Origin of the sequence: Knoellia flava TL1 (assembly GCF_000768675.1) — a bacterium.
GTDB lineage: Bacteria > Actinomycetota > Actinomycetes > Actinomycetales > Dermatophilaceae > Knoellia > Knoellia flava.
The window spans coordinates 94,586-115,697 of sequence record NZ_AVPI01000002.1; the positions used below are offsets into that span (position 1 = coordinate 94,586).

Genomic DNA, 21,112 nt, shown 5'->3' on the forward strand with positions numbered 1-21,112 from the left:
CAGCCTCCCCGCACCGCCTGACATCCCTGAACTCCCGACAGGAACCCAGATCCCATGAGCGACAGCATGATCCGCTACGAGCGCGACGACGAGGGCATCGTCACCCTGACGATGGACGACCCGGACGCGGGCGCCAACACGATGAACGCGGCATACAAGGCCGCGATGGCCGCGACGATCGACCGGCTCGAGGCCGAGCGCGACGAGATCACCGGCGTCGTCCTCACCTCGGGCAAGAAGACCTTCTTCGCCGGCGGCAACCTCACCGACCTCCAGAGGGTGACGCCCGAGACCGTCGGCGAGACGTTCGAGGAGGTCGAGGCGATCAAGGCCCAGCTGCGCCGCCTCGAGCGCCTCGGCCGGCCGGTCGTCGCGGCCGTCAACGGGGCCGCCCTCGGCGGCGGTCTCGAGATCGCCCTTGCGTGCCACCACCGCATCGCCGTCGACGACGACCGCATCAAGCTCGGGCTGCCCGAGGTGACGCTCGGCCTCCTGCCCGGCGGCGGCGGTGTCACCCGGCTCGTGCGCATGCTCGGCATCTCGGAGGCGCTCATGGACTGGCTGCTCCAGGGCCAGCAGCGCACCCCCGGGGACGCGCACGCCAAGGGCGTCGTCGACGAGCTCGTCGCCACCCGCGAGGAGCTCGTGCCCGCCGCCAAGAAGTGGATCCGCGAGCACGCCGATGACGAGGGCGCGGCCACGCAGCCGTGGGACGTCAAGGGCTTCCGGATCCCCGGTGGCACGCCGACGACCCCGGCCTTCGCCGCGAACCTCCCGGCGTTCCCGGCCACCCTGCGCAAGCAGCTCAAGGGCAGCCCGGTCCGGTCGCCGCGCGCCATCCTCTCGGCGGCCGTCGAGGGTGCCCAGGTCGACGTCGACACAGCCAGTCGCATCGAGTCCCGCTACTTCGCCGGGCTCGCCGCGGGACGCGAGTCGACGGCGATGATCCAGGCGTTCTTCTTCGACCTCCAGGCGATCAACAGCGGGGCGCTCCGGCCTGCGGGCGTCGAGAAGCGCAGGGTCACCCGGGTCGGCATCCTCGGCGCCGGGATGATGGGTGCCGGCATCGCCCACGCCTGCGCCACCTCGGGCATCGAGGTCGTCCTCAAGGACGTGAGCCTCGAGGGCGCCGAGAAGGGCAAGGCCCACGCGGCCCAGCTGCTCGACGCCAAGGTCGCGAAGGGCCGGCTGAGCGAGGAGGAGCGCGACGCGGTCCTCGCCCGCATCACCCCGACCGCCGACGCCGCCGACCTCGCCGGGGTCGACGTCGTCGTCGAGGCCGTCTTCGAGGACCAGGACCTCAAGGCCAGGGTCTTCGCCGAAGTCGAGGCGGTCGTCGGACCCGACACCCTTCTCTGCTCCAACACGTCGACGCTGCCGATCACCGGCCTCCAGGGGTTCAGCAGCCGGCCGGAGGACGTCATCGGGCTGCACTTCTTCTCACCCGTCGACAGGATGAAGCTCGTCGAGATCATCCGCGGCGAGCACACGTCCGACGAGGCGACGGCCCGCGCCGTCGACCTCGTCCAGCAGATCCGCAAGATCCCGGTCGTCGTCGGCGACGGGCGCGGCTTCTTCACGAGCCGGGTCTTCGGGACGCTCATCGTGGAGGGCGCCAACGCCCTGGCCGAGGGCGTCGACCCGATGGTCGTCGAGCGGGCCGCCACGACAGCGGGCTTCCCCGCACCGCCGCTGGCCATGCTCGACGAGGTGTCGCTCACGCTCACCCAGCACATCCGCACCGAGGCCGAGAAGGCCGCGGCGGCGGAGGGGCGCACCATCGAGCGGTCCGCCGGCGAGGAGCTCATCGACGCCATGGTCGAGCTCGGACGCAAGGGCCGCGCGGCGGGCTCCGGGATGTACGACTACCCCGAGGGCGAGCCCAAGGTGCTGTGGCCGGGCCTGCGCGAGCGCTGGGGCCGCGGCACGCAGGTCCCGATGCGCGACCTGCAGGACCGCTACCTCTTCCGCATGGCGCTCGAGACCGCCGCGTGCTTCGAGGAGGGCGTCCTGGGCGACACCCCGTCGGCCAACATCGGCGGCATCTTCGGCATCGGCTTCCCGCCGCACACCGGCGGGCCGGCGACGTTCATGACGAACTTCGAGGGCGGCCTCGCCGGCTTCGTGGCCCGGGCCGACGAGCTCGCCGACACCTACGGCGAGCGGTTCCGCCCGTCCGCGTGGCTGCGCGAGCGCGCGGAGTCGGGGACGCTCGTGGACGCCGGGGCCTGACGTGACCGGTCCGCTCGACGGCGTGCGCGTCGTCTCTGTCGCGATCAACCTGCCGGGGCCGGCCGCCGTCGCGCGCCTGGCCTCGCTCGGCGCGAGCGTGACGACCGTCCTGCCGCCGTCGGGCGACCCGGTCGAGACCTACGCCCCCGCCTACTTCGCCGAACTGCACGCCGGCCAGGACGTCGAGCGCCTCGACCTCAAGGACGACGAGGGCCGGGCCCGGCTCGACGCCATCCTCGGCGAGGCCGACGTCCTCGTCACGAGCTCGCGCCCCTCGGCGCTCGCCCGGCTCGGCCTCGACCACGCGACGGTGGGCGGACGGCATACGCGGCTCTGCCAGGTCGACGTCGTCGGCCAGCCGGGAGCGGCAGCCGAGGTCCCCGGTCACGACCTCACCTACCAGGCCGGCGCCGGGCTCCTGCGCGACGGACGTATGCCGTCCACGACCTTCGTCGACCTCGCCGGCGCCGAGCGGGTCGTCGCCGAAGTGTGCGCCTCGCTCGTCGAGCGGGCGCGCACCGGACGCGGCTCGCGTCGCGAGGTCGCGCTCTCCGACGTCGCCGACGCCCTCGCCCGACCGGTCGTCCACGGGCTCACCTCTCCCGACGGGCCGATCGGTGGCGGTCTCCCCGTCTACGACGTGTATGCCGCGGCGCAGGGGCACGTCGCACTCGCCGCGCTCGAGCCGCACTTCGTCACCCGGCTCGCCGAGGCGGTCGAGCTCGCCCCCGAAGAGCTCACCCGCGAGCGGCTCGCCGAGGTCTTCGCGACGCGTCCGGCGCGCGAGTGGCAGGAGTGGGCGGACGAGCGCGACATCCCGCTCGCCGTCGTGCGCTGACCCTCTGCTCCTCGCCGGTCCCACTCACAGGATTCGCACAGGGGACTCATGGACGGGTCCGAGCCCGCGCCGGTCTACTGGTCACCATGAGCACGAGTCCGACCTCCGCCGTCAAGCTGCAGCGACCCGACGGCACCCCCGTCCGGGTGCTCGTCGTCGACGACGAGTCGAACCTCACCGAGCTGCTGTCGATGGCCCTGCGCTACGAGGGGTGGGAGGTCCGCGCCGCCGGCACCGGGCTCAAGGCGGTCAAGGCCGCGCGCGAGTTCCAGCCCGACGCCGTCGTGCTGGACATGATGCTCCCCGACTTCGACGGGCTCGAGGTGCTGCGCCGGATGCGCGCCGACAACGACGCGGTGCCGGTGCTCTTCCTCACCGCGAAGGACGCCGTCGAGGACCGGGTCGCCGGGCTCACCGCCGGTGGCGACGACTACGTCACCAAGCCCTTCAGTCTGGAGGAGGTCGTCGCCCGGCTCCGTGCCCTCATGCGGCGCACGACCGTCGTCGCCGAGGAGTCCTCGTCGCTGCTGGTCGTCGGTGACCTCACGATGGACGAGGACAGCCACGAGGTGACCCGCGGCGGTGTCGAGATCGCCCTGACGGCCACCGAGTTCGAGCTGCTGCGCTACCTCATGCGCAACCCCAAGCGCGTGCTCTCCAAGGCGCAGATCCTCGACCGGGTGTGGAACTACGATTTCGGCGGCCAGGCCAACGTCGTCGAGCTCTACATCTCCTACCTGCGCAAGAAGATCGACGCCGGGCGCGAGCCGATGATCCACACGATGCGCGGCGTGGGCTACGTCCTCAAGCCGGCACCGTGACCGCGTCCGGGACCACGCAGGCCCGGTCCTGGCTCGACCCGTCCGGGTGGTCGCTGACGACGAAGCTCGTCGCCGCCGTCGTCGGGCTCTTCCTCGTCATCACGGTGGCCACCTCGACGTTCACCGTCATCGCGCTCGAGAACCACCTGCTCAACCAGATCGACCAGGACGTCACGTCGAGCCTCGTGCGCGCGGGCGGACCGCGAGGCCCGGGCGGTGGCAACGGCGGCCCGATCCCCGGCGGTGGTGGCGAGTCGCTGCTCGTCGTCCGTCGTGACGGCGAGGTCGTCGTCAACCGGCTCGAGAGCGGGCGCACGATCGGCGAGCTGAGCACCCAGCAGCTCGTGGCTCTCAGCCGCGCCGGGCTCGGCCCGACGCCGCGGACGGTCGAGATCGAGGGACTGGGCGACTACCGCGTCGCGGCTGCGCGACAGGGTGGCGCCACCGTCGTCTCGGGACTGCCGATGGCCGGCATCGACAAGATCGTCGACGCCGTCCTCGGACTCGTCATCGGCACGACCATCGCCGGTCTCGCGCTCGTGGCCCTCGGCGGACAGTGGCTCATCCGACGCAACCTCGCTCCCCTCCAGAGGGTCGCGCACACGGCGACACAGGTGAGCCGGCTCGAGCTCGACTCCGGCGCCGTCGCCCTCGCCCAACGCTTGCCCGCGGCCGACACCGACCCGCGCACGGAGGTGGGCCAGGTGGGGCTGGCGCTCAACAACATGCTCGACAACGTCGAGGGCGCGCTCAAGGCCCGGCACGAGTCGGAGACGCAGGTGCGCCAGTTCGTCGCCGACGCGTCGCACGAGCTGCGGACCCCGCTCGCCTCGATCCGCGGCTACGCCGAGCTGTCGCGCCGTGAGCGCGAGCCCGTGCCCCCGTCGGTCACGCATGCCCTCACCCGCGTCGAGTCGGAGTCCCTGCGGATGCAGGGGCTCGTCGAGGACCTCCTGCTCCTGGCCCGGCTCGACGCAGGCCGCCCCCTCGAGAGCGAGCCGGTCGACCTCTCGCTGCTCGCCATGGACGCCGTCTCGGACGCCCACGCCGCCGCCCCGGACCACGTGTGGGAGCTCGACCTGCCCGACGAGCCGGTCGAGGTGCCGGGCGACCGCGCCCGGCTCCACCAGGTCGTCGCGAACCTCCTCGCCAACGCCCGGACCCACACGCCTCCCGGCACGCGCGTCGTCACCTCTCTCCGTCGTGACGGCGACCACGTCCGGCTCGCCGTCCACGACGACGGCCCCGGAGTGCCGGAGACGTTGCAGGACAGCGTCTTCGAGCGCTTCTCGCGCGGTGACGAGGCACGCAACCGGGCCGGCGGGTCGACCGGTCTCGGGCTGTCGATCGTCGACGCCGTCTCGAAGTCGCACGGTGGCCGCGTCGCACTCGACAGCCGCCCCGGCTCGACGACCTTCACCGTCGAGCTTCCTGCCTCGCCCGCCTGAGCGCGCCGCAGCCCGACTCGCCCATCCGGCGCGGGGCGGCCCGTCGCGCCACAGCCTTTCGTGACGGCGCTGATGCAGCGACGGCGGTGACGCCAGCGACGGCTCATCTCCGTGCGACAGCAACACCACAGCACCCGCACAGCCGCCGGCCCGAGCGTGGTCGGCATGAACGCGCTGACCTACTCCCCCGGCCCCGCCGACGCCGACGCGCCGCGCGCCCGGACGGTGCCCGCCGACCGCGGCTCCGCCCTCGCGGACCGCCTCCGCCGACTCGTGCGCGGCGGCTCCGAGGACCCGTCGTGGGCCCGCCCCGCCCTCCTCGGCCTGCTCGCCCTCACCACCGTGCTCTACACGTGGAACCTCACGAGCAACGGGTGGGCCAACAGCTTCTACTCGGCCGCTGCGCAGGCCGGCAGCGAGTCGTGGAAGGCCTTCTTCTACGGCGCCTCCGACGCCGGCAGCTCGATCACGGTCGACAAGCCCCCTGCCGCCCTCTGGGTCATGGCGCTGAGCGTGCGCCTCCTCGGCCTCAGCTCGTTCTCGATCCTCCTGCCCGAGGTGCTCATGGGCGTCGGGACCGTCGCCGTGGTCGCTGCCACGGTGCGCCGTCACTGGGGCCACGCCGCCGGGCTCGTCGCCGGTGCGGTCATGGCGCTCACCCCCGTCGCGGTCCTCATGTTCCGCTTCAACAACCCCGACGCGCTCCTCGTCCTCCTCATGGCGCTCGGCGCGTGGGCAACGATGCGCTCGATCGAGCAGGGCTCGGCCCGCTGGATGGCCGTCGTCGGCGTCTTCATCGGGCTCGGCTTCCTCACCAAGACCCTCCAGGTCCTGCTCGTCGTGCCGTTCTTCGGCATCGCCTACCTCGTCGCCGCCGACACGACCCTGCGCCGCCGCATCGTCGGCGCCGTGACGGGCGTGGCCGCCATGGTTCTCTCGGCCGGCTGGTGGGTCGCCGTCGTCGAGCTCGTCCCGGCGAGCATGCGCCCCTACATCGGCGGCAGCCAGACCAACTCCTTCCTCGAGCTCACCTTCGGCTACAACGGCCTCGGACGGCTCAACGGCGACGAGACCGGCTCCGTCGGCGGCGGCAACGGCTGGGGCGAGACCGGCCTGGGCCGCATGTTCACCGCGTCCATCGGCGGCCAGATCTCGTGGCTCATCCCGAGTGCCGTCATCCTGCTCGTCGTCGGGCTCGTCCTGCGCGGCCGCGCTCCCCGAACCGACCTGCGCCGCGCCGGCTACGTCGTCTGGGGCGGCTGGCTCGTCGTGACGATGCTGACCTTCTCGCTCATGGCCGGGATCTTCCACGAGTACTACACCGTCGCCCTCGCCCCCGCCGTCGCCGCGCTCGTCGGCATGGGCTCGGCCGAGGCCTGGGAACGGCGGGACACCCTCCTCGGCAGCAGTGCCCTCGCCCTCGCGACGGGAGCAGCCGCGGTCTGGGGCTTCGTCCTGCTCGGTCGCACGACGGCATACGGGGGTTGGCTTCCCGGACTCGTCCTCGTCGTCGGTCTCGCGGCCGCGGTCGGCCTCCTCGTCGTCACCCGGATCCCGCGCCGCGCGGTCCTCGCGGTCGTCATCGGAGCCCTCGTCGCGGCGCTGGCCGGCCCGACGGCATACAGCCTCACGACGGTCTCGACGGGCCACACCGGTTCGATCGTCACGGCGGGTCCCGCCACCGTGGGTGCCGGTCCAGGCGGACGAGGTATGCCGGGTGGTCGCGGGATGCCGGGCGGCGCACCTCCGCAGGATGGCCCGCAGGGCGCGATGCCGGGTGGCGCGGCCGGGGGCTTCCCCGGTGGAGGCTTCCCCGGTGGCGCGCCGAACGGCGCACCGGGTGGGACGACCGGCGGCACCGCCCGCGGCGCCGGCGGCGGCATGGGCGGCCTCCTCGACGCCACCACGCCGAGCACCGACGTCGTGGCGGCAGTGTCCGAGGACGCGAGCAGCTATCGCTGGGTCGCCGCCGCGATCGGCTCGCAGAACGCCGCAGGCCTCCAGCTCGGCACGGAGCTGCCCGTCATGGCGATCGGCGGGTTCAACGGCTCCGACCCGAGCCCGACGCTCGCGCAGTTCCAGGCGTACGTCGACCAAGGGCTCATCCACTGGTTCGCCGCCGGCGGCGGGATGGGTGGCCGCGGCGGCATGGGAGGCACCAGCACCGCGTCGGAGATCTCGGCGTGGGTGCAGGCGAACTTCACCGCCGTGACGATCGACGGCTCCACGTTCTACGACCTCACGGCCCCGGCCGGCTCGGCCACGTCGACCGACTTCGCGACGTCCACGACGGTGGTGACGGTGTGAGCCCCGTGCTCGAGGTCGTCGTCCCGGTGCACGACGAGGAGCGGTCGCTCGCAAGGAGCGTGCGACGTCTCCACGCCCACCTGAATGCGAACTTCCCCCACCCGTTCCGGATCACCGTCGCCGACAACGCGAGCACCGACGCGACGTGGCTCGTCGCCCAGGAGCTCGTCGCGGAGCTCGACGGCGTGCACGCGGTGCACCTGGCGCAGAAGGGCCGGGGTCGTGCGCTCAAGCAGGTGTGGCTCGCGTCCGACGCCGACGTCGTCGCCTACATGGACGTCGACCTCTCGACCGACCTGGCCGCACTTGCACCGCTCGTCGCGCCGCTGCTGTCCGGCCACTCCGACATCGCCATTGGGTCCCGGCTGGCCCGGGGCGCTCGGGTCGTGCGCGGCCCGAGGCGCGAGGTCATCTCGCGCGGCTACAACCTCGTCCTTCGCGGCACGCTCGGGGCCCGGTTCACCGACGCCCAGTGCGGGTTCAAGGCGCTGCGCGCCGACGTCGCGCGCGACCTGCTGCCGCTCGTCGAGGACCCGACGTGGTTCTTCGACACGGAGCTGCTCGTCCTCGCCCAGCGCGCCGGGCTGCGGATCCACGAGGTGCCGGTCGACTGGGTCGACGACCCCGACAGCCGGGTCGACATCGTCAGCACCGCGCGCGACGACCTCCGCGGCGTCTGGCGGATGCGACGCACCCTGGGTGCCTCGTCGGAACCGGTCCGCGCCCTCGCCGAACGCCACGGACGTCGTGTGCCGTCCCACCCGGGCGGTGGGCCCCGCGCCCACCTCCCGCGCCAGGCCACCGCCTTCGCGCTCGTCGGGGTCGCCTCGACCGTGCTCCACCTCGGGCTCTTCGCGCTGCTCCGTCAGGGAGTAGCGTCGGCCGCGCTCGCCAACGCCGTCGCCCTGCTCGTCGCGACGATGGTCAACACCTCGTGGAACCGGCGGTGGACGTTCGGGGTGCGGGGGCGGGTGGGCGCCGCCCGCCAGCAGGTCCAGGCGCTCGTCGTCTTCGGAACCACACTCGCCCTGACGACCGCCGGCCTCGGGCTGCTCCACGCCGTGACGCCATCGGCGCCGACGTGGGTCGAGACCGCAGCCGTCGCGGTGATGACGGCGGTGTCGACGGTGCTGAAGTTCGTGCTCATGCGGACGTGGATCTTCGCCACCACGTCGGCGGACGGGGCAGGGCACGCGCCCGTCGAGGACGCGGCGCCCGTGGCCGCCGCACAGGTGACCGGCGACCAGCACAGCCTGGCCCGCTAGACCCGGCCACCGTTGGGGTGGAGGATCGCAGGGGTCATGGTCCCCGCGATCCTCCACCCGGCTGTCCGCTCGGTGGGCCTGCCGGGGGGTCGCTTTGCCCGGCGCGCGGCCCGGCGGTTACCCTGTTGCGGCTGAGGAGGCGTCGCCTAGTCCGGTCTATGGCGCCGCACTGCTAATGCGGTTTGGGCTAACCGCCCATCGAGGGTTCAAATCCCTCCGCCTCCGCACACCGAAAGGGCCCTGGTCGCACCGCGACCAGGGCCCTTTTCGGTGCGCACACCCCCTGCCCACGGCACACTGTCCCGGTGAGCGACACACCCCCGATGCGCCGCTGGGTTGCGACTCGCCGTTCGGCGAACGAGGCGGCCCGCGCCTTCACCCGTCTCACCTTGGGGCGTCGCCGTTGGTGGGCCTTCGTGCTGGTGCTCGAGCTCGGCTTCGCACTCGCCATCGGCCTGGGGTTCGACGACCGATACGGCCTGGCGACCCGACTGGTCTTCGCCCCGCTGTATGCCGTGGTGCCGACCGTGGTCTGTGCGCTCCTCACTCTCGTCGTGGGACACCTCCTCACCCTGCGGACCTTCCGCAGGCGGCTCGGCGAGGGCGTGACACTCGAGGGCGGCGTCGGCGAGCGGACCGTCGTGCTCAACGGACCCTGGACCCAGACCACCCTCTCCTTCGACGGGATCGCCTCCATGCGCCGCGTGGCGGACTGGGTCTTCCTCCAGCAGGTCGGGTCCCCGGTCATGTTCGCCTGGCCCGCACACCTCTTCGAACCCACCGGCCTGGCGCGGCTGGAGGAGAACCTGCGAGACCGCTCACGCATGTCGGCGTCCTCGCGTTGAATGGACATGATGACGACCTCGCCCCCGCCCACCTCGACCCGGCGCCACACGACGCTGGCGACCGAGCTCGGCGACCTGCTCGCCGTCGCCGAGGGTGACGCGCTCGCGGGCCTCTACTTCCCCCGCCACTGGCACCCGCCGGCGGCTGGTTCGACCGGTCCCGAGGTCTCCGCGACGGGCGACCCGGTCTTCGAGGCCACTCGCACCCAGCTCGCGGAGTACGTCCGCAGGGAGCGCACGACCTTCACCGTGCCCACCGTCACCCACGGCGACGCCTTCTCCGAGCGCGTGTGGGACCTGCTCATGGGCATCCCCTACGGCGAGACGACGACCTACGGCGCCATCGCCCGCGAGCTCGGCAACCCCCGCCTCGCCCAGCGCGTCGGACAGGCCGTGGGACGCAACCCGGTGAGCGTCCTCATCCCGTGCCACCGGGTCGTCGGGGCCGACGGCTCGCTCACGGGCTACGCCGGCGGGCTGGAGCGCAAGGCACGGCTGCTCGAGATCGAGGAGCCCGCCGAGGCCGCCGAGGCGCGCCTCTTCTGACGGCAGGCGAGCCCGGGAGCGCCCGTCAGGAGCAGATGTCGTCGCTCGCCTTGCGCGGCTGGAGCACGCTCGACGACGGCGTGGACGAGAGGGTCGGCTTCGGCAGGGGCTCCTCGCCGAGACGGTTGGGCACCTCGACGACGTCGGGGGCACCCACACCGAGGGTGACGCGGACCTGCTGGCCGAGGTCGCGCTGGGCCTTCGCGATCGTCGCACCCGGGAACGCTGCCGCGACGGTCCGAGCCGCCTCCTCGTTGTCGCCGGAGTACTCGACGGTCGCGCCCTTGGTGACGGCGTCACCGTTGCTCGACACGACGTCGGCGAAGCCCTGGACGCGTAGCGCACCGACGGCCTGCTTGGCGAGGCCCACGACGCCCGAGGCGTTGACGACCTCGACCGAGATCTCGTCAGGGGTGACGGTGAGCGGCTCGGTCGACGTCGGGCTCGGCGTCGGGCTCGGGGCACCGAGCTCGCGGTCGGCGCGGATGGCCTCCCACAGCTCCTCGGCCTCGGGTGCCCACTGCACCCGGTTGAGGTCCTGGGGGTAGGCCTGCGTCGGCACGGTGACGAACTTGATCTTGTCGACGCCGATGCCCTTGACGCTCTCGGCGATGTCCTTCATGGGCCCGAGGCCGAAGTCGGGGTCCATCTGGAGCGAGCTCGTCGCCGCGCCGAGGAAGCGGAGGAGCCGGTCGGGGCGGAGCAGCAGCTTGGTGTCGGTCGCCTTCTGCGCGACGGAGGAGAGGAACGCCTGCTGGCGCTTGATCCGCTGGATGTCCGAGCCGTCGCCCACGCTCTTGCGAGTGCGGACGTAGCCGAGCGCCTGCTCACCGTCGAGGATGTGCCGGCCCGCCTTGAGCGTGAAGTTCGCCTTGGGGTCGTCGATGTCGAACGGCGTGCAGGCGGGGACCCCGCCGAGCGCGTCGACCATGTCCTTGAAGCCGGCGAAGTCGACGACGGCAAAGTGGTTGACGAAGACGTCGGTGTTGCCCTCGAGGGTGCGGATGACGCAGCCCGGCCCGCCCTTGGTGAAGTTCTGGTTCCACTGGTGGACGCGCCACTGGTTCTCCGGCGCGTTGCCGTCGCAGTCGACCGGTGACGGGACCATCGAGTCCCGCGGGATCGACACCATCGTCACGGACTTCCGGTCCCCCGAGATGTGCATGAGGATGTTGGTGTCGGAGTGCTGCCCGGGCTCCCACTCGCCGTTGCCGTAGTCCTCGTTGCCCTCGCCCGTGCGGACGTCGGAGCCGATGAGCAGGATGTTGAGCGGCCCGCTCGAGACGTCTCCGGACGGGGTGGGTCGGTCCTTGCCGACCATCTTCGACACGTCGAGCCGGTCGATGTTGCCGTTGAGCTTGGCGTAGGTGCCGATCATGCCGACGACGAGCAGGGCAGCGACGATGCCGAGGACGGAGAGCCCGCGACGTCGACGCCGGCGGGCTCGCTCCGCGCGATGCCCACGGAGCGCGGCACGGGTGCCGGAGCCCGGCCCGTGCCCTCCCTGGTCACCTCGTTCGTCGCGCTCGTCCACGTCCATGCAGTCCTCGTCGTCGGTTCATCCCAAAGCCGCCCCCGGCTCCCCTCCGGACGCGGCGCCATCGAGTGTAGGGGCCGAGTCTGGGAGGCGCCTGACATGCCCCAGTGATCCGGGCCGGCGGTGCACGGAACGGGGCCCGGAACGTGACGAGGCCCTCACCGCAGTGCGGTGAGGGCCTCGCTCAAAGACTGTGGGGAGTCCTCGATCAGAGGGGGCGGACCTGCTCGGCCTGCGGACCCTTCGGACCCTGGGTGACCTCGAACTCGACCTGCTGGTTCTCGTCGAGGCTGCGGTAGCCCTGGGTGTCGATGGCGGAGTAGTGAACGAACACGTCGGGTCCGCCGCCGTCCTGGGCGATGAAACCAAAGCCCTTCTCAGCGTTGAACCACTTCACGGTGCCCTGTGCCATGTGGGGTAACTCTTTCCTGTGTGTAGCACTCGGACGCAGCAGAATCGCGGCGCCCATCGGCTGCACGTCCGGCCAAACCCCAGAGCCGGGAACCGGCTCAGACACATCAACGCCCGCCTTCTGTGGAAGCGAGACGGGCGCGTACTGCGACCTGCGAGGAACTGCTGTTGTGCAACCGCTTCGAAACCTACCAGCAAACCCCGCGCACGCGCCCGCTCAGCGGACCCGAGTCGCCGAATGTTCACGCAGCGAGAACAAGACGAGAGGTATGCCGGGAAGGCGGCTTCCCGGCATACCTCTCGTTCGTTTCGTCAGGCCTTGACCGCGAGCACCGCGCAGGCCGCGTCGAGCAGCACCTGCTGGGCCGTGCTGCCGGTGACGACCTTGCCGAGCGGTGAGCGCTTGCGGACCCCGATGACGATGAGGTCGGCGTTCACCTCCGCGGCGACGGACAGGATCTCCTCGGCCGGGGCGAGGCCCCGGGTCGACTGACGGACCTCGTGGTCGATGCCCTTCTCGCTGAGCTGGGCGTCGAGGGCGTCGAGGTCCTTCGGGTCGGCGAAGCTCGGTCCCGAGTAGTCGCCGAGCACACCCGAGTTGACGACGACGAGCCGGTCGCTGCGGCGCTCGGCCTCCTCGATCGCCGCGTCGACGGCCGCCAGGCCCTGCGGGCTGGGGATGTAGCCGACAACGATGGTCATGACCCGTCCGCCAGCTTCTTGGCGCCGGTCATGATCGCCACGCCCTCACCCATGTCGTGGGTCTCAGGGGTGACGACGCCGGCCCGGCCGCCGAGCCGCTGGATGTGGATGCGGTCGGCGACCTCCCACACGTGCGGCATGTTGTGCGAGATGAGGATGACCGACAGGCCCTTGTCCCTCAGCTGCTTGACCATGTCGAGGACCATCCCCGACTCCTTGACGCCGAGCGCCGCCGTCGGCTCGTCGAGGACGACGACCTTGCTGCCGAACGCCGCGGCACGGGCCACGGCGACGGCCTGGCGCTGGCCACCGGAGAGGGTCTCGACGGCCTGACCCATGTTCTGGATCGTCTGGATGCCGAGGTTCTGCACCGACTCGCCGGCGCGCTTCTCCATCCCCTTCTTGTCGAGCATCCGGAACACCGACCCGAGCGGGCCCTTGCGGCGTTCCTCGCGGGCGAGGTAGAGGTTGCTCGCGATGTCGAGCGCGGGGATGACGGCCAGCTGTTGGTAGACCGTCTCGATCCCCGCCTCGCGAGCGTCCTGCGGGCGCTTGAAGTGGACCGGCTCGCCATTCATCGTGATCGTGCCGGAGTCGGGGACGTAGGCCCCGGTGAGGCACTTGATGAGCGTCGACTTGCCGGCGCCGTTGTCGCCGATGACCGCGAGGACCTCGCCGGGGTAGAGGTCGAGGTCGACCCCGTCGAGGCCGACGACGCGACCGAAGGTGATGACGAGGTTGCGGGCCGAGAGCACGGGCTCCTGCTCGTAGATGTGCTCCTTGCCGGAGGGGACGCCGCCGTACGCGACCTCGAGGTCGGTGACTGTCATGACTTGACCTTTCGGATCCACTGGTCGATGGCGACCGCGACGATGACGAGGATGCCGGTGGCGAGGACGCGCCACTGCTGGTCGACACCGAGCTGCGAGAGCCCGAACGCGAACGTCTGGACGATGAGGGCCCCGATGAGCGTGCCAATGAGGCGGCCGCGTCCACCGAAGAGGCTCGTGCCGCCGATGACGACCGCGGTGATGCTTGCGAGGTTGGCGTCGGGGATGGCGTTGGGCGTCGCCGCGCCTGCGCGACCGATGAGGATCCACGCTGCGATGCCGTAGATGAGACCAGCCACCGTGTAGACGGCGAGGAGGATCCGCTTGCTCGGCACACCGGAGAGGCGCGCCGACTCCGCGTCGTCGCCGACGGCATACACGTAGCGGCCCCAGGCGGTCTGGGACAGGACGTAGGCCATCACCGCGTAGATGAGGATGACGACGACGATGCCCCACGTGAGCCGGAACTGGCCGATGCCGAAGCCCTTGCCGAGGAAGTTGAGCAGGTCCGGGAGCCGGTCGGCCTGGATGCTCGAGCCGCCCGAGTAGAGCAGCGCGATGGCCGTGAAGATGCTCAGCGTGCCGAGTGTGACGATGAACGGCGGCAGGTTGATGCGGGTGACGAGGAAGCCGTTGAGCAGGCCGGCCCCGGTCGCGAGCAGGACACCGAGCAGCAGCCCGATGAGGCTCGGCATGCCGTCGTCCTTGGACAGCGAGGCCATGACCATCATCGAGAGCACCATGATCGCGCCGCACGACAGGTCGATGCCGGCCGTGAGGATGACGAGGGTCTGCCCCACCGCAAGAGCCGCGACGACCGCGGTCTGCTGGAGCAGGATGCCCATCGAGTTCGCCGTGAGGAACGTCGGCGTCGAGATGAAGAAGGCGATGAAGGCGACCAGCAGGAGGAAGAGCGGGCTCAGCCACGGCTTGCCGTGGAGCTGGTGCTGCAGCCTCTGCACCGGGGACTGCTGCCGCCGAGCGAACTCGGCGGCAGCAGAGGAGACGTCGGCAGACATCGTCAGTTGCCCCAGCAGATCTTGGAGCCCTCGTCGGAGGTGATGCTCTCGACGCCGTCGGCCGGCTTGTCGGTCACGAGCGCGACACCGGTGTTCTTGAAGTCGAGGCCGGAGTCGGGCTGCGGCTTCTCGCCGCCGCGGGCGACCGACGCGATGGCGGCCATGCCTTCGGTCGCCATCTTGAGCGGGTACTGCTGGGCGGTCGCACCGATGACGCCGGACTTCACCGACGCGACGCCGGCGCAGCCACCGTCGACCGAGACGATCGTCGCGGTCTTGCCGGCCGCCTTGAGCGCGGCGTTGGCGCCGACGGCCGTCGGCTCGTTGATCGTGTAGACGAGGTTGATGTTGGGGTTCTTGGCGAGGCACTTCTCCATGGCGGAGCGGCCACCGTCCTCGGCGCCGTTGCCGGCCTCGTTGCAGACGATCGTGTAGTCGCCACCACCGGAGGCGGAGTACTTGCCCGTCTTGGCCTCGTCGCCGTTCTTCTTGCCGTCCTTGACGTCGATGCCCATGCCCTCGAGGAAGCCCTGGTCACGGTTGTAGTCGACCGAGACGATCTTGTCGTTGAAGAGGTCGAGCAGGGCGATCGTCGCCGGCTTGCCGGCCATCTGCGCCGCCGCCCACTGGCCGATGAGCTTGCCGGCCTCGCGGTTGTCGGTGGCGAAGGTGATGTCGACGGTGTCGGCCGGGTCGGGCGGGGTGTCGAGCGCGATGACGTAGAGGCCGGCGTCGCGGGCCTTCTTGATCGCCGCGTTGACGCCGGTGCTCATCGGGGTGATGAGGATGCCCTTGTCGCCGCGGGCGATGGCGTCCTCGATCGCGGTGATCTGGCCCTGGTCGTCACCCTCCTGCTTGCCGGAGGCGACCGTGAGCTTGACGTTGTTCTTCTGGGCGTCCGCCTTGGCGCCCTGCTGCATGGCGACGAAGAACGGGTTCGTCGAGTCCTTGGTGATGAGGGCGACACCCACTGCCGCCTCACCGCCACTCCCGGTGTCGGAGTCGCTGGACCGGTTGCAGGCCGAGAGGCCGAGTGCCGTCGAGGCCGCCACGGCGAGGACGAGGGCGCGTGAGGCGCGTGAGGTGGTGCGCATGGATGTCTCTCCTTTGAGTGTCCGATGACAACGTTGTCAAAGCCATTTATAGGGCTTGCTTGCCTTGAGGTCAAGGGATGGCGTACAACTCGTGACATGACGGTGACATCGTTGTCCAACCGCCCGCCGCAGCGGCGGCGCCATGACTGAGCGGGTCGGGCGCGCGACGATGCGCGATGTCGCCGCCCTCGCGGGCGTGAGCATCAAGACGGTGTCGCGGGTCGTCAACGACGAGCCGGGCGTGGCCGAGCAGGTCCGGATGCGCGTCCAGGACGCGGTCGACCGGCTCGACTACCGCCACCACCTCGCGGCGAGCAACCTCCGTCGCGGAGGCGGACGCAGCGGTCTCATCGGCGCCCTGCTCCAGGACGTCGGCAACAGCTTCTCCGCCGCCCTCCTCCGGTCGCTCGAGGACGCCGCCCGGGCGCGAGGCACCGCCATCCTCTCGGCGAGCCTCGACGAGGAGCCCGAGCGCGAGCGCACCCTCGTCCACGACCTCGTGACGCGGCGGGTCGACGGCCTCGTCCTCATGCCCTCGACGGACCGCCAGGACTACCTCTCCTCCGAGGTGCGGGCCGGCATGCCCGTCGTCTTCGTCGACCGCGAGCCGCGTGGCATCGCCGCCGACTCAGTGACCGTCGAGAACGTCGAGGGCGCCGTCATGGGCACCGAACACCTTCTCGCACAGGGACATCGGCGCATCGCCTGCCTCACCGACCTGCCCGACATCTCGACCGCCCAGCAGCGGCTTCAGGGCTTCGTCGACGCCCACCGGGCGCGCGGGGTGCACCCCGACGAACGACTCACGGTGACCGGGCTGCGTGGCCCCGCCGCGGGCGAGGCGGCGGTGTCACGACTGCTCGACCTCGACCGCCCGCCGACGGCGATCTTCGCCGGCCGCAACGACCTCGCACAGGGTGCGGTGCGTGCCCTGCGTCGGCGCGGGCTCGGTGACTCGGTGGCGATCGTCGGGTTCGACGACTTCCCGCTCGCCGACCTGCTCACGCCACCGCTCACCGTCATCCGCCAGGACGTCGTCCGGATCGGGCGCCTCACCGCCGACCTGCTCGTCGCCCGGCTCGACGGTGACGAGCGGCCCCCGCAGCGGATCGTCGTCGAGCCGACGCTCGTCGTCCGGGGGTCCGGCGAGATCCCGCCCTCGGACTGATTGCGCAGGAGCGACGCGAACCCGGGCACATCCGGGCCCTTGACGTCGCTCCCGCGCAATCAGTCGGGAGTGAGGGTGGCTGGTCAGGGTCGCAGGGGCGTCACCTTGACGTCGACGGCCTTGGCCGTGCCACCCACCGCGTAGGCCGCGACCCCAGTGGCCGACGCCGGCGGGTAGATGAGGTCGGTCACCGAACGCTGCCCGCCCTCGGCGAGCACCTCCACCGAGCTGCGGTCGAGGTATGCCGTGAACGTCGCCTCGCCGTCGCGCACCGTCACCGGCGCCTCCTCGACGCTGGCGAAGAGCGCGTTGAACCCGACGTCGCCGCTGCGAGTCCGGTCGACGACGAGGGTGCCGTCGCGCCGCACCCCCACCCGGGTGCCGACCGCACCGTCGGCGCTGCGCCGCAGCACGACGCCGGCCTCCTGCGCGGAGCCCAGGGCGACGCGGACCTCGACCCGCGCCACGGTGGTGTCGAGCCCGGTCGACCGCTCACCCGCAGCCACACCGCGGACCTTGGCCTGCTCCTTGTCACGGTTGACGAGCGCCTTCTCGACGGCGGCGACGGGCGTCTGCCGCAGCTGCGGCCCACCGTCAGCGGACACGAGCGACAGCGTGCGCGGCATCGTCATCTGCCCGCGCCAGGGGCTCGTCGGCACGTCCTGCGCGTACTGCCAGTTGTTCATCCACGACAGGGTCGTGCGCTGGGAGTCGGGCAGGCCGTTGAACGTCACGCCGGCGTAGTTGTCGCGGCCGTGGTCCACCCAGCTCGCACGCTCGGTGCCGTTCCTCGCCGGCGCGTCGGCGAGCATGAACTGGTCGGCGAGGACGTGACCCCAGCCTCCAGAGCTGTGGTCGACGATCCGCACCTGGGCCGTCCGCCCCTGGAGGTCGGACAGGTCCCACGACGTCCAGTCGAGGGCCTCGCTGTCGGAGCCGGTCGCCGACCGGACGACCTCGCCGCCGACGACGAGGTTGACCGTCGTCTGCGTGTCACGAGGGCCGGCGGCGGTGTCGGAGAAGCGGATGTCGTCGACCATGAGGTGACCCCAGTCTCCGCTGCTGTTGTCGTCGCGCACGACGATGCGGGCCTTCTCGCCCACCACCGAGCGTGCGTCGATGTGCCGCCAGTCCATGTCGCCCGAGCTGTTGCCGGACACCGACCCGACGATTACACCACCGGAGACGAGCTCGACGACGGTCGGTCCGCTCGCGCCGAGCGGGTGGTTGCCGCCGGCGATGAGCAGGTTGACCCAGTCGCGCGTCACCGTGAACTCGGGCGAGACGAACGTGCCGGTCGCGGGGTCGCACCGGTCCGGCACGACGCAGGTGTCGAGCACCTTGTCGCCCTGGTGGTAGGGCAGCCCGGAGCTCGTCGCGCCGTAGCCGACGAACTCGCCGGTCGCGCTCCAGCCGGCCGGCAGGTGCGTGGCCGGGTCGAGCGTCTCGAAGTCGGTGAAGACCTCTCCGCCCGGATCGCCCTGGGTCGCCCCGGGCACGGCCGGGTGGCGGCCGCCACCGACGAGGAAGTTGAGGTGCGGCCGGTCGATGGTGAACTCGGGCGAGGTCAGCGTGCCCTGCGACGCGTCGAAGTCGAGGAAGCTGTTGACGAGCCGCTCGCCCACGTAGCCCGAGACGGTCTGCTGGCCCGGCAGGGTCCCGGCCGCGGGCTGGGAGCCGAACGCGGTCCCGGTCGCGGTCCAGCCGGCATACCCGTTCTCGAAGCCCTGGAGGAGAGTGCCGGCGGGCGGCTCGTACGTCGCGGGCCCGTCGGCGGTGAAGGTGGTCCCGTCGAAGTCGCCGACGAAGTACTGCGTGCCCGACCCGCCGGCGATGCCGCCCGGGTTGAGGCTGACGAGCATGACCCACTTGACGTTGCCCGGGTCGCCGTCGACGGCGAGTGGGAAGAGGTCGGGGCACTCCCAGACGCCACCGGTGGCGTTGCGAGGACCGAACTCCGAGAGGCGAGTCCACGCCTTGAGGTCGGCCGAGCGCCAGATGAGGACCTTGTGCTCGTTGGCGATGACGGCGACCATGCGCCACTCCTTGGCGGGCTCGTACCAGAACACCTTCGGGTCGCGGAATTCACGCGACCCGATGTCGATGACCGGGTTGCCCGAGTACTTCGTCCACGTCAGGCCGTCGTCGGTGGAGTACGCGAGCGACTGCGCCTGGATGCCGTCGCGCCCGCTCGCCTGCGTGTAGGCGCTCGTGTACATCGCGACCATCGGCGGGTTGGCGGCGGTTCCGAGGCCCGAGCTGTTCGTCGTGTCGACGACGACCGAGCCGGAGAAGACACCCTCGTTCGCGTCGAACGGGATGGCGACCGGCTGCTCCTCCCAGTGGACGAGGTCGCGGCTCGTCGCGTGGCCCCAGGACATGTTGCCCCAGCGGTCGCCGAGCGGGTTGTACTGGAAGAAGAGGTGGTAGACGCCCTTGTGGAAGACGAGCCCGTTGGGGTCGTTCATCCAGTTCTTCGCCGGGCTGAAGTGGTAGGCCGGTCGGTGCTGCGGGGTGTCGGCCGCTGCCGGCGCGACACCGAGGGCGGTGAGGACGGCGACGGCGAGCAGGACGGCGCCGCGGCGGCGGCGCAGACGTGGACGGACGGACAGTGGCATGGAGGTCTCCCCGGATATGACAACGTTGTCAGCAGTGATCCAAGGGCAGACCCGTGGGTACGTCAACCGGAGGACTCGGATCGTGAGACGCGGGGGTCGCGCCCGCGCGCGCACGACGCGCACGGTTCGCGCGCGCCTTCGGGGAGGGCGGCGGGTGTGGGATTTGAACCCACGAGAGGTCTCCCTCTGGTCGCTTTCAAGGCGACTGCACTCGGCCACTATGCGAACCCGCCACGGTCACCGCCGGGGCGGCGACCGGAGGACAGCGTATGCCGGGAGCGCCCCTGGCGCTGAACCCGCACCACCGCGCCCGGCAGGTAGGGTCGGAGGTCAACGGAAGGGACACATCCACCCATGCCTCGAATGAGCTTCTGGGTCGGCCTCGCAGCCGGCTACGTCCTCGGCGCCCGCGCCGGCAAGCAGCGCTACGACCAGATCAAGACCGTCTCCGGCAAGGTGTGGCAGAGCGGTCCCGTGCAGAAGCAGGTCACCGCCGCCAAGGAAGGCGCCCGCACCAAGGCCGCTCCTGTCGTCGCCGACTTCGTCGCGGACGCCGCCAAGGCCACGAGCGAGAAGCTGCGCGCCTCCCGCACCGTCCCGTCGCAGGTGAGCAACGGCCGTGACCGCACGACGGGCGGCGACCCCTGGGTGGCCCGGTCCGCCGGGGGCGACGAGGACCCCTGGGGCTCCGCGACCCGACGCTGACGCGCATCGCCGCTGTCGCCCAGAGCTCCCGGAGCCCGCGAGTCAGCGCGTCCCGCGCACCCCGCCTGCCCCGAGCAGCGGCAGCGAGGGCACGACACCGGGCACGGCGAGGTCGGTGAGCAGCACGGCGGTCCCAGCCACGCCCGTGGCGAGCGAGACGTCGCCGTCCGCGCCGCGCAGGCCCGACGGCCAGAGCTCGGGGTCGGTCGGTGCCGACGCGACGAACGCCGCCGCGGCCGAGAGTGCCTCGTCGCGGTGCTCGGGGACGCCGAGGACGTCGGCGGCCAGGGCGACGAGACCGGCCGGACCGCCCGCGCCGTGGCAGAGCGTCCACCCGGCGACGACCGCACCCGCGCCACCCTCCACCGCACGGTCGGCGGCGTCCCCCATCGCGCGTCCGCACCGCTGGACCGCCATCTCGGCCTCGGCCCGAGTGGTCTCCACCGACCACGGCACGTCGAGCCCGGCGTCGACGAGCTCGAGCAGCCGCAGCCGCACCGCTCCCGCCCCGGCCGAACCGTGGCACCACAGGTCGGGCCACGACACCCCGTCCTCACGCAGGTCCGGCCACCCGCCCCGCACGGGCTCGGACCAGGTCGCCTCCCACTCCAGCCCTTCGGCCGCGAGTTCGAGGGCGGAGGAGGCGAGCCGGGGCCACGCCGCCGCGGCCTCGGCGAGCGCCCAGACGATGCCGGAGGCGCCGTGGGCCAGCCCGCACAGCGGCCG

General features: G+C 71.6%; 18 protein-coding genes and 2 tRNA genes. 11 read left to right on the plus strand and 9 right to left on the minus strand.

Going from position 1 to position 21,112, the window contains the following annotated elements:
- The first annotated feature begins 54 nt into the window (after window positions 1-54).
- The 9 genes from N798_RS02330 to N798_RS02370 all read left to right on the plus strand — a co-directional run bounded on the left by N798_RS02330 (window position 55) and on the right by N798_RS02370 (window position 10,302).
- Window positions 55-2,232, plus strand: coding sequence for a 3-hydroxyacyl-CoA dehydrogenase NAD-binding domain-containing protein (locus N798_RS02330; RefSeq protein WP_035945931.1), 2,178 nt, complete (start codon window positions 55-57; stop codon window positions 2,230-2,232).
- A gap of 1 nt (window position 2,233) precedes the next feature.
- Complete coding sequence (locus N798_RS02335; RefSeq protein ID WP_035945933.1) at window positions 2,234-3,070, plus strand: CoA transferase; 837 nt, start codon at window positions 2,234-2,236, stop codon at window positions 3,068-3,070.
- 86 nt (window positions 3,071-3,156) lie between these two features.
- Window positions 3,157-3,891, plus strand: coding sequence for a response regulator transcription factor (locus tag N798_RS02340; RefSeq protein WP_035945935.1), 735 nt, complete (start codon window positions 3,157-3,159; stop codon window positions 3,889-3,891).
- Window positions 3,888-5,339, plus strand: a complete 1,452-nt coding sequence (locus N798_RS02345; protein WP_035945936.1) for a sensor histidine kinase — start codon at window positions 3,888-3,890, stop codon at window positions 5,337-5,339. The genes N798_RS02340 and N798_RS02345 overlap by 4 nt, the downstream gene beginning before the upstream one ends.
- Before the next feature lie 165 nt (window positions 5,340-5,504).
- Window positions 5,505-7,646 carry an ArnT family glycosyltransferase gene (locus tag N798_RS02350; protein ID WP_035945937.1) on the plus strand — a complete coding sequence of 714 codons (2,142 nt, stop codon included), beginning with the start codon at window positions 5,505-5,507 and terminating at the stop codon, window positions 7,644-7,646.
- Window positions 7,643-8,911 carry a bifunctional glycosyltransferase family 2/GtrA family protein gene (locus N798_RS02355; protein ID WP_084100013.1) on the plus strand — a complete coding sequence of 423 codons (1,269 nt, stop codon included), beginning with the start codon at window positions 7,643-7,645 and terminating at the stop codon, window positions 8,909-8,911. Before N798_RS02350 ends, N798_RS02355 begins: the two co-directional genes overlap by 4 nt.
- 135 nt (window positions 8,912-9,046) lie before the next feature.
- Window positions 9,047-9,136: transfer RNA gene (locus N798_RS02360), tRNA-Ser, on the plus strand.
- Between the two features lie 80 nt (window positions 9,137-9,216).
- Complete coding sequence (locus tag N798_RS02365; protein ID WP_156971579.1) at window positions 9,217-9,756, plus strand: hypothetical protein; 540 nt, start codon at window positions 9,217-9,219, stop codon at window positions 9,754-9,756.
- A 9-nt stretch (window positions 9,757-9,765) separates the two neighbouring features.
- Entirely contained in the window at window positions 9,766-10,302 is a 537-nt protein-coding gene (locus N798_RS02370) for a methylated-DNA--[protein]-cysteine S-methyltransferase (RefSeq protein WP_035945992.1), read from the plus strand.
- Between the two features lie 25 nt (window positions 10,303-10,327).
- On the opposite strand, the gene N798_RS02375 is transcribed toward N798_RS02370, so the two are convergent.
- The 6 genes from N798_RS02375 to N798_RS02400 all read right to left on the minus strand — a co-directional run bounded on the left by N798_RS02375 (window position 10,328) and on the right by N798_RS02400 (window position 15,895).
- The gene (locus N798_RS02375) at window positions 10,328-11,842 is read right to left on the minus strand and encodes an LCP family protein (RefSeq protein WP_052116833.1); all 1,515 of its coding nucleotides are present in this window, start codon (window positions 11,840-11,842) and stop codon (window positions 10,328-10,330) included.
- A gap of 205 nt (window positions 11,843-12,047) precedes the next feature.
- The gene (locus N798_RS02380; RefSeq protein WP_009776543.1) at window positions 12,048-12,251 is read right to left on the minus strand and encodes a cold-shock protein; all 204 of its coding nucleotides are present in this window, start codon (window positions 12,249-12,251) and stop codon (window positions 12,048-12,050) included.
- Window positions 12,252-12,562: 311 nt separating this feature from the next.
- Complete coding sequence (locus N798_RS02385) at window positions 12,563-12,952, minus strand: universal stress protein (protein ID WP_035945939.1); 390 nt, start codon at window positions 12,950-12,952, stop codon at window positions 12,563-12,565.
- Window positions 12,949-13,782, minus strand: coding sequence for an ATP-binding cassette domain-containing protein (locus N798_RS02390; RefSeq protein ID WP_035945942.1), 834 nt, complete (start codon window positions 13,780-13,782; stop codon window positions 12,949-12,951). Before N798_RS02390 ends, N798_RS02385 begins: the two co-directional genes overlap by 4 nt.
- Window positions 13,779-14,801, minus strand: a complete 1,023-nt coding sequence (locus tag N798_RS02395) for an ABC transporter permease (protein WP_035945944.1) — start codon at window positions 14,799-14,801, stop codon at window positions 13,779-13,781. The genes N798_RS02390 and N798_RS02395 overlap by 4 nt, the downstream gene beginning before the upstream one ends.
- Before the next feature lie 2 nt (window positions 14,802-14,803).
- Window positions 14,804-15,895 (minus strand): substrate-binding domain-containing protein, encoded by a 1,092-nt coding sequence (locus N798_RS02400; RefSeq protein ID WP_035945946.1) that lies wholly within the window; start codon window positions 15,893-15,895, stop codon window positions 14,804-14,806.
- Between the two features lie 142 nt (window positions 15,896-16,037).
- Here N798_RS02400 and N798_RS02405 point away from each other — a divergent pair, with 142 nt between their 5' ends.
- A complete protein-coding gene (locus N798_RS02405) occupies window positions 16,038-17,063 on the plus strand; it encodes a LacI family DNA-binding transcriptional regulator (protein WP_035945948.1) in 1,026 nt (341 codons plus the stop codon).
- Window positions 17,064-17,146: 83 nt separating this feature from the next.
- Here the strand turns inward: N798_RS02405 and N798_RS02410 are convergent, their stop codons facing one another.
- Both N798_RS02410 and N798_RS02415 read right to left on the minus strand, forming a co-directional pair.
- A complete protein-coding gene (locus N798_RS02410; RefSeq protein WP_052116834.1) occupies window positions 17,147-19,681 on the minus strand; it encodes a glycoside hydrolase family 32 protein in 2,535 nt (844 codons plus the stop codon).
- A gap of 148 nt (window positions 19,682-19,829) precedes the next feature.
- Window positions 19,830-19,914, minus strand: a tRNA-Ser gene (locus N798_RS02415).
- Window positions 19,915-20,035: 121 nt separating this feature from the next.
- Here N798_RS02415 and N798_RS02420 point away from each other — a divergent pair.
- Window positions 20,036-20,386 carry a hypothetical protein gene (locus N798_RS02420; protein ID WP_035945950.1) on the plus strand — a complete coding sequence of 117 codons (351 nt, stop codon included), beginning with the start codon at window positions 20,036-20,038 and terminating at the stop codon, window positions 20,384-20,386.
- Window positions 20,387-20,428: 42 nt separating this feature from the next.
- Here the strand turns inward: N798_RS02420 and N798_RS02425 are convergent.
- On the minus strand, window positions 20,429-21,112 hold a 684-nt coding region (locus N798_RS02425), incomplete at its 5' end, for a lanthionine synthetase LanC family protein (RefSeq protein WP_035945951.1).

Coding starts and splice junctions, on each gene's coding strand:
- N798_RS02350 (WP_035945937.1), top strand. CDS start 5,505: ATGAACGCGCTGACCTACTCCCCCGGCCCCGCCGACGCCGACGCGCCG.
- N798_RS02405 (WP_035945948.1), top strand. CDS start 16,038: ATGACTGAGCGGGTCGGGCGCGCGACGATGCGCGATGTCGCCGCCCTC.
- N798_RS02385 (WP_035945939.1), bottom strand. CDS start 12,952: ATGACCATCGTTGTCGGCTACATCCCCAGCCCGCAGGGCCTGGCGGCC.
- N798_RS02400 (WP_035945946.1), bottom strand. CDS start 15,895: ATGCGCACCACCTCACGCGCCTCACGCGCCCTCGTCCTCGCCGTGGCG.
- N798_RS02330 (WP_035945931.1), top strand. CDS start 55: ATGAGCGACAGCATGATCCGCTACGAGCGCGACGACGAGGGCATCGTC.
- N798_RS02420 (WP_035945950.1), top strand. CDS start 20,036: ATGCCTCGAATGAGCTTCTGGGTCGGCCTCGCAGCCGGCTACGTCCTC.
- N798_RS02375 (WP_052116833.1), bottom strand. CDS start 11,842: ATGGACGTGGACGAGCGCGACGAACGAGGTGACCAGGGAGGGCACGGG.
- N798_RS02410 (WP_052116834.1), bottom strand. CDS start 19,681: ATGCCACTGTCCGTCCGTCCACGTCTGCGCCGCCGCCGCGGCGCCGTC.
- N798_RS02390 (WP_035945942.1), bottom strand. CDS start 13,782: ATGACAGTCACCGACCTCGAGGTCGCGTACGGCGGCGTCCCCTCCGGC.
- N798_RS02370 (WP_035945992.1), top strand. CDS start 9,766: ATGACGACCTCGCCCCCGCCCACCTCGACCCGGCGCCACACGACGCTG.
- N798_RS02395 (WP_035945944.1), bottom strand. CDS start 14,801: ATGTCTGCCGACGTCTCCTCTGCTGCCGCCGAGTTCGCTCGGCGGCAG.
- N798_RS02340 (WP_035945935.1), top strand. CDS start 3,157: ATGAGCACGAGTCCGACCTCCGCCGTCAAGCTGCAGCGACCCGACGGC.
- N798_RS02380 (WP_009776543.1), bottom strand. CDS start 12,251: ATGGCACAGGGCACCGTGAAGTGGTTCAACGCTGAGAAGGGCTTTGGT.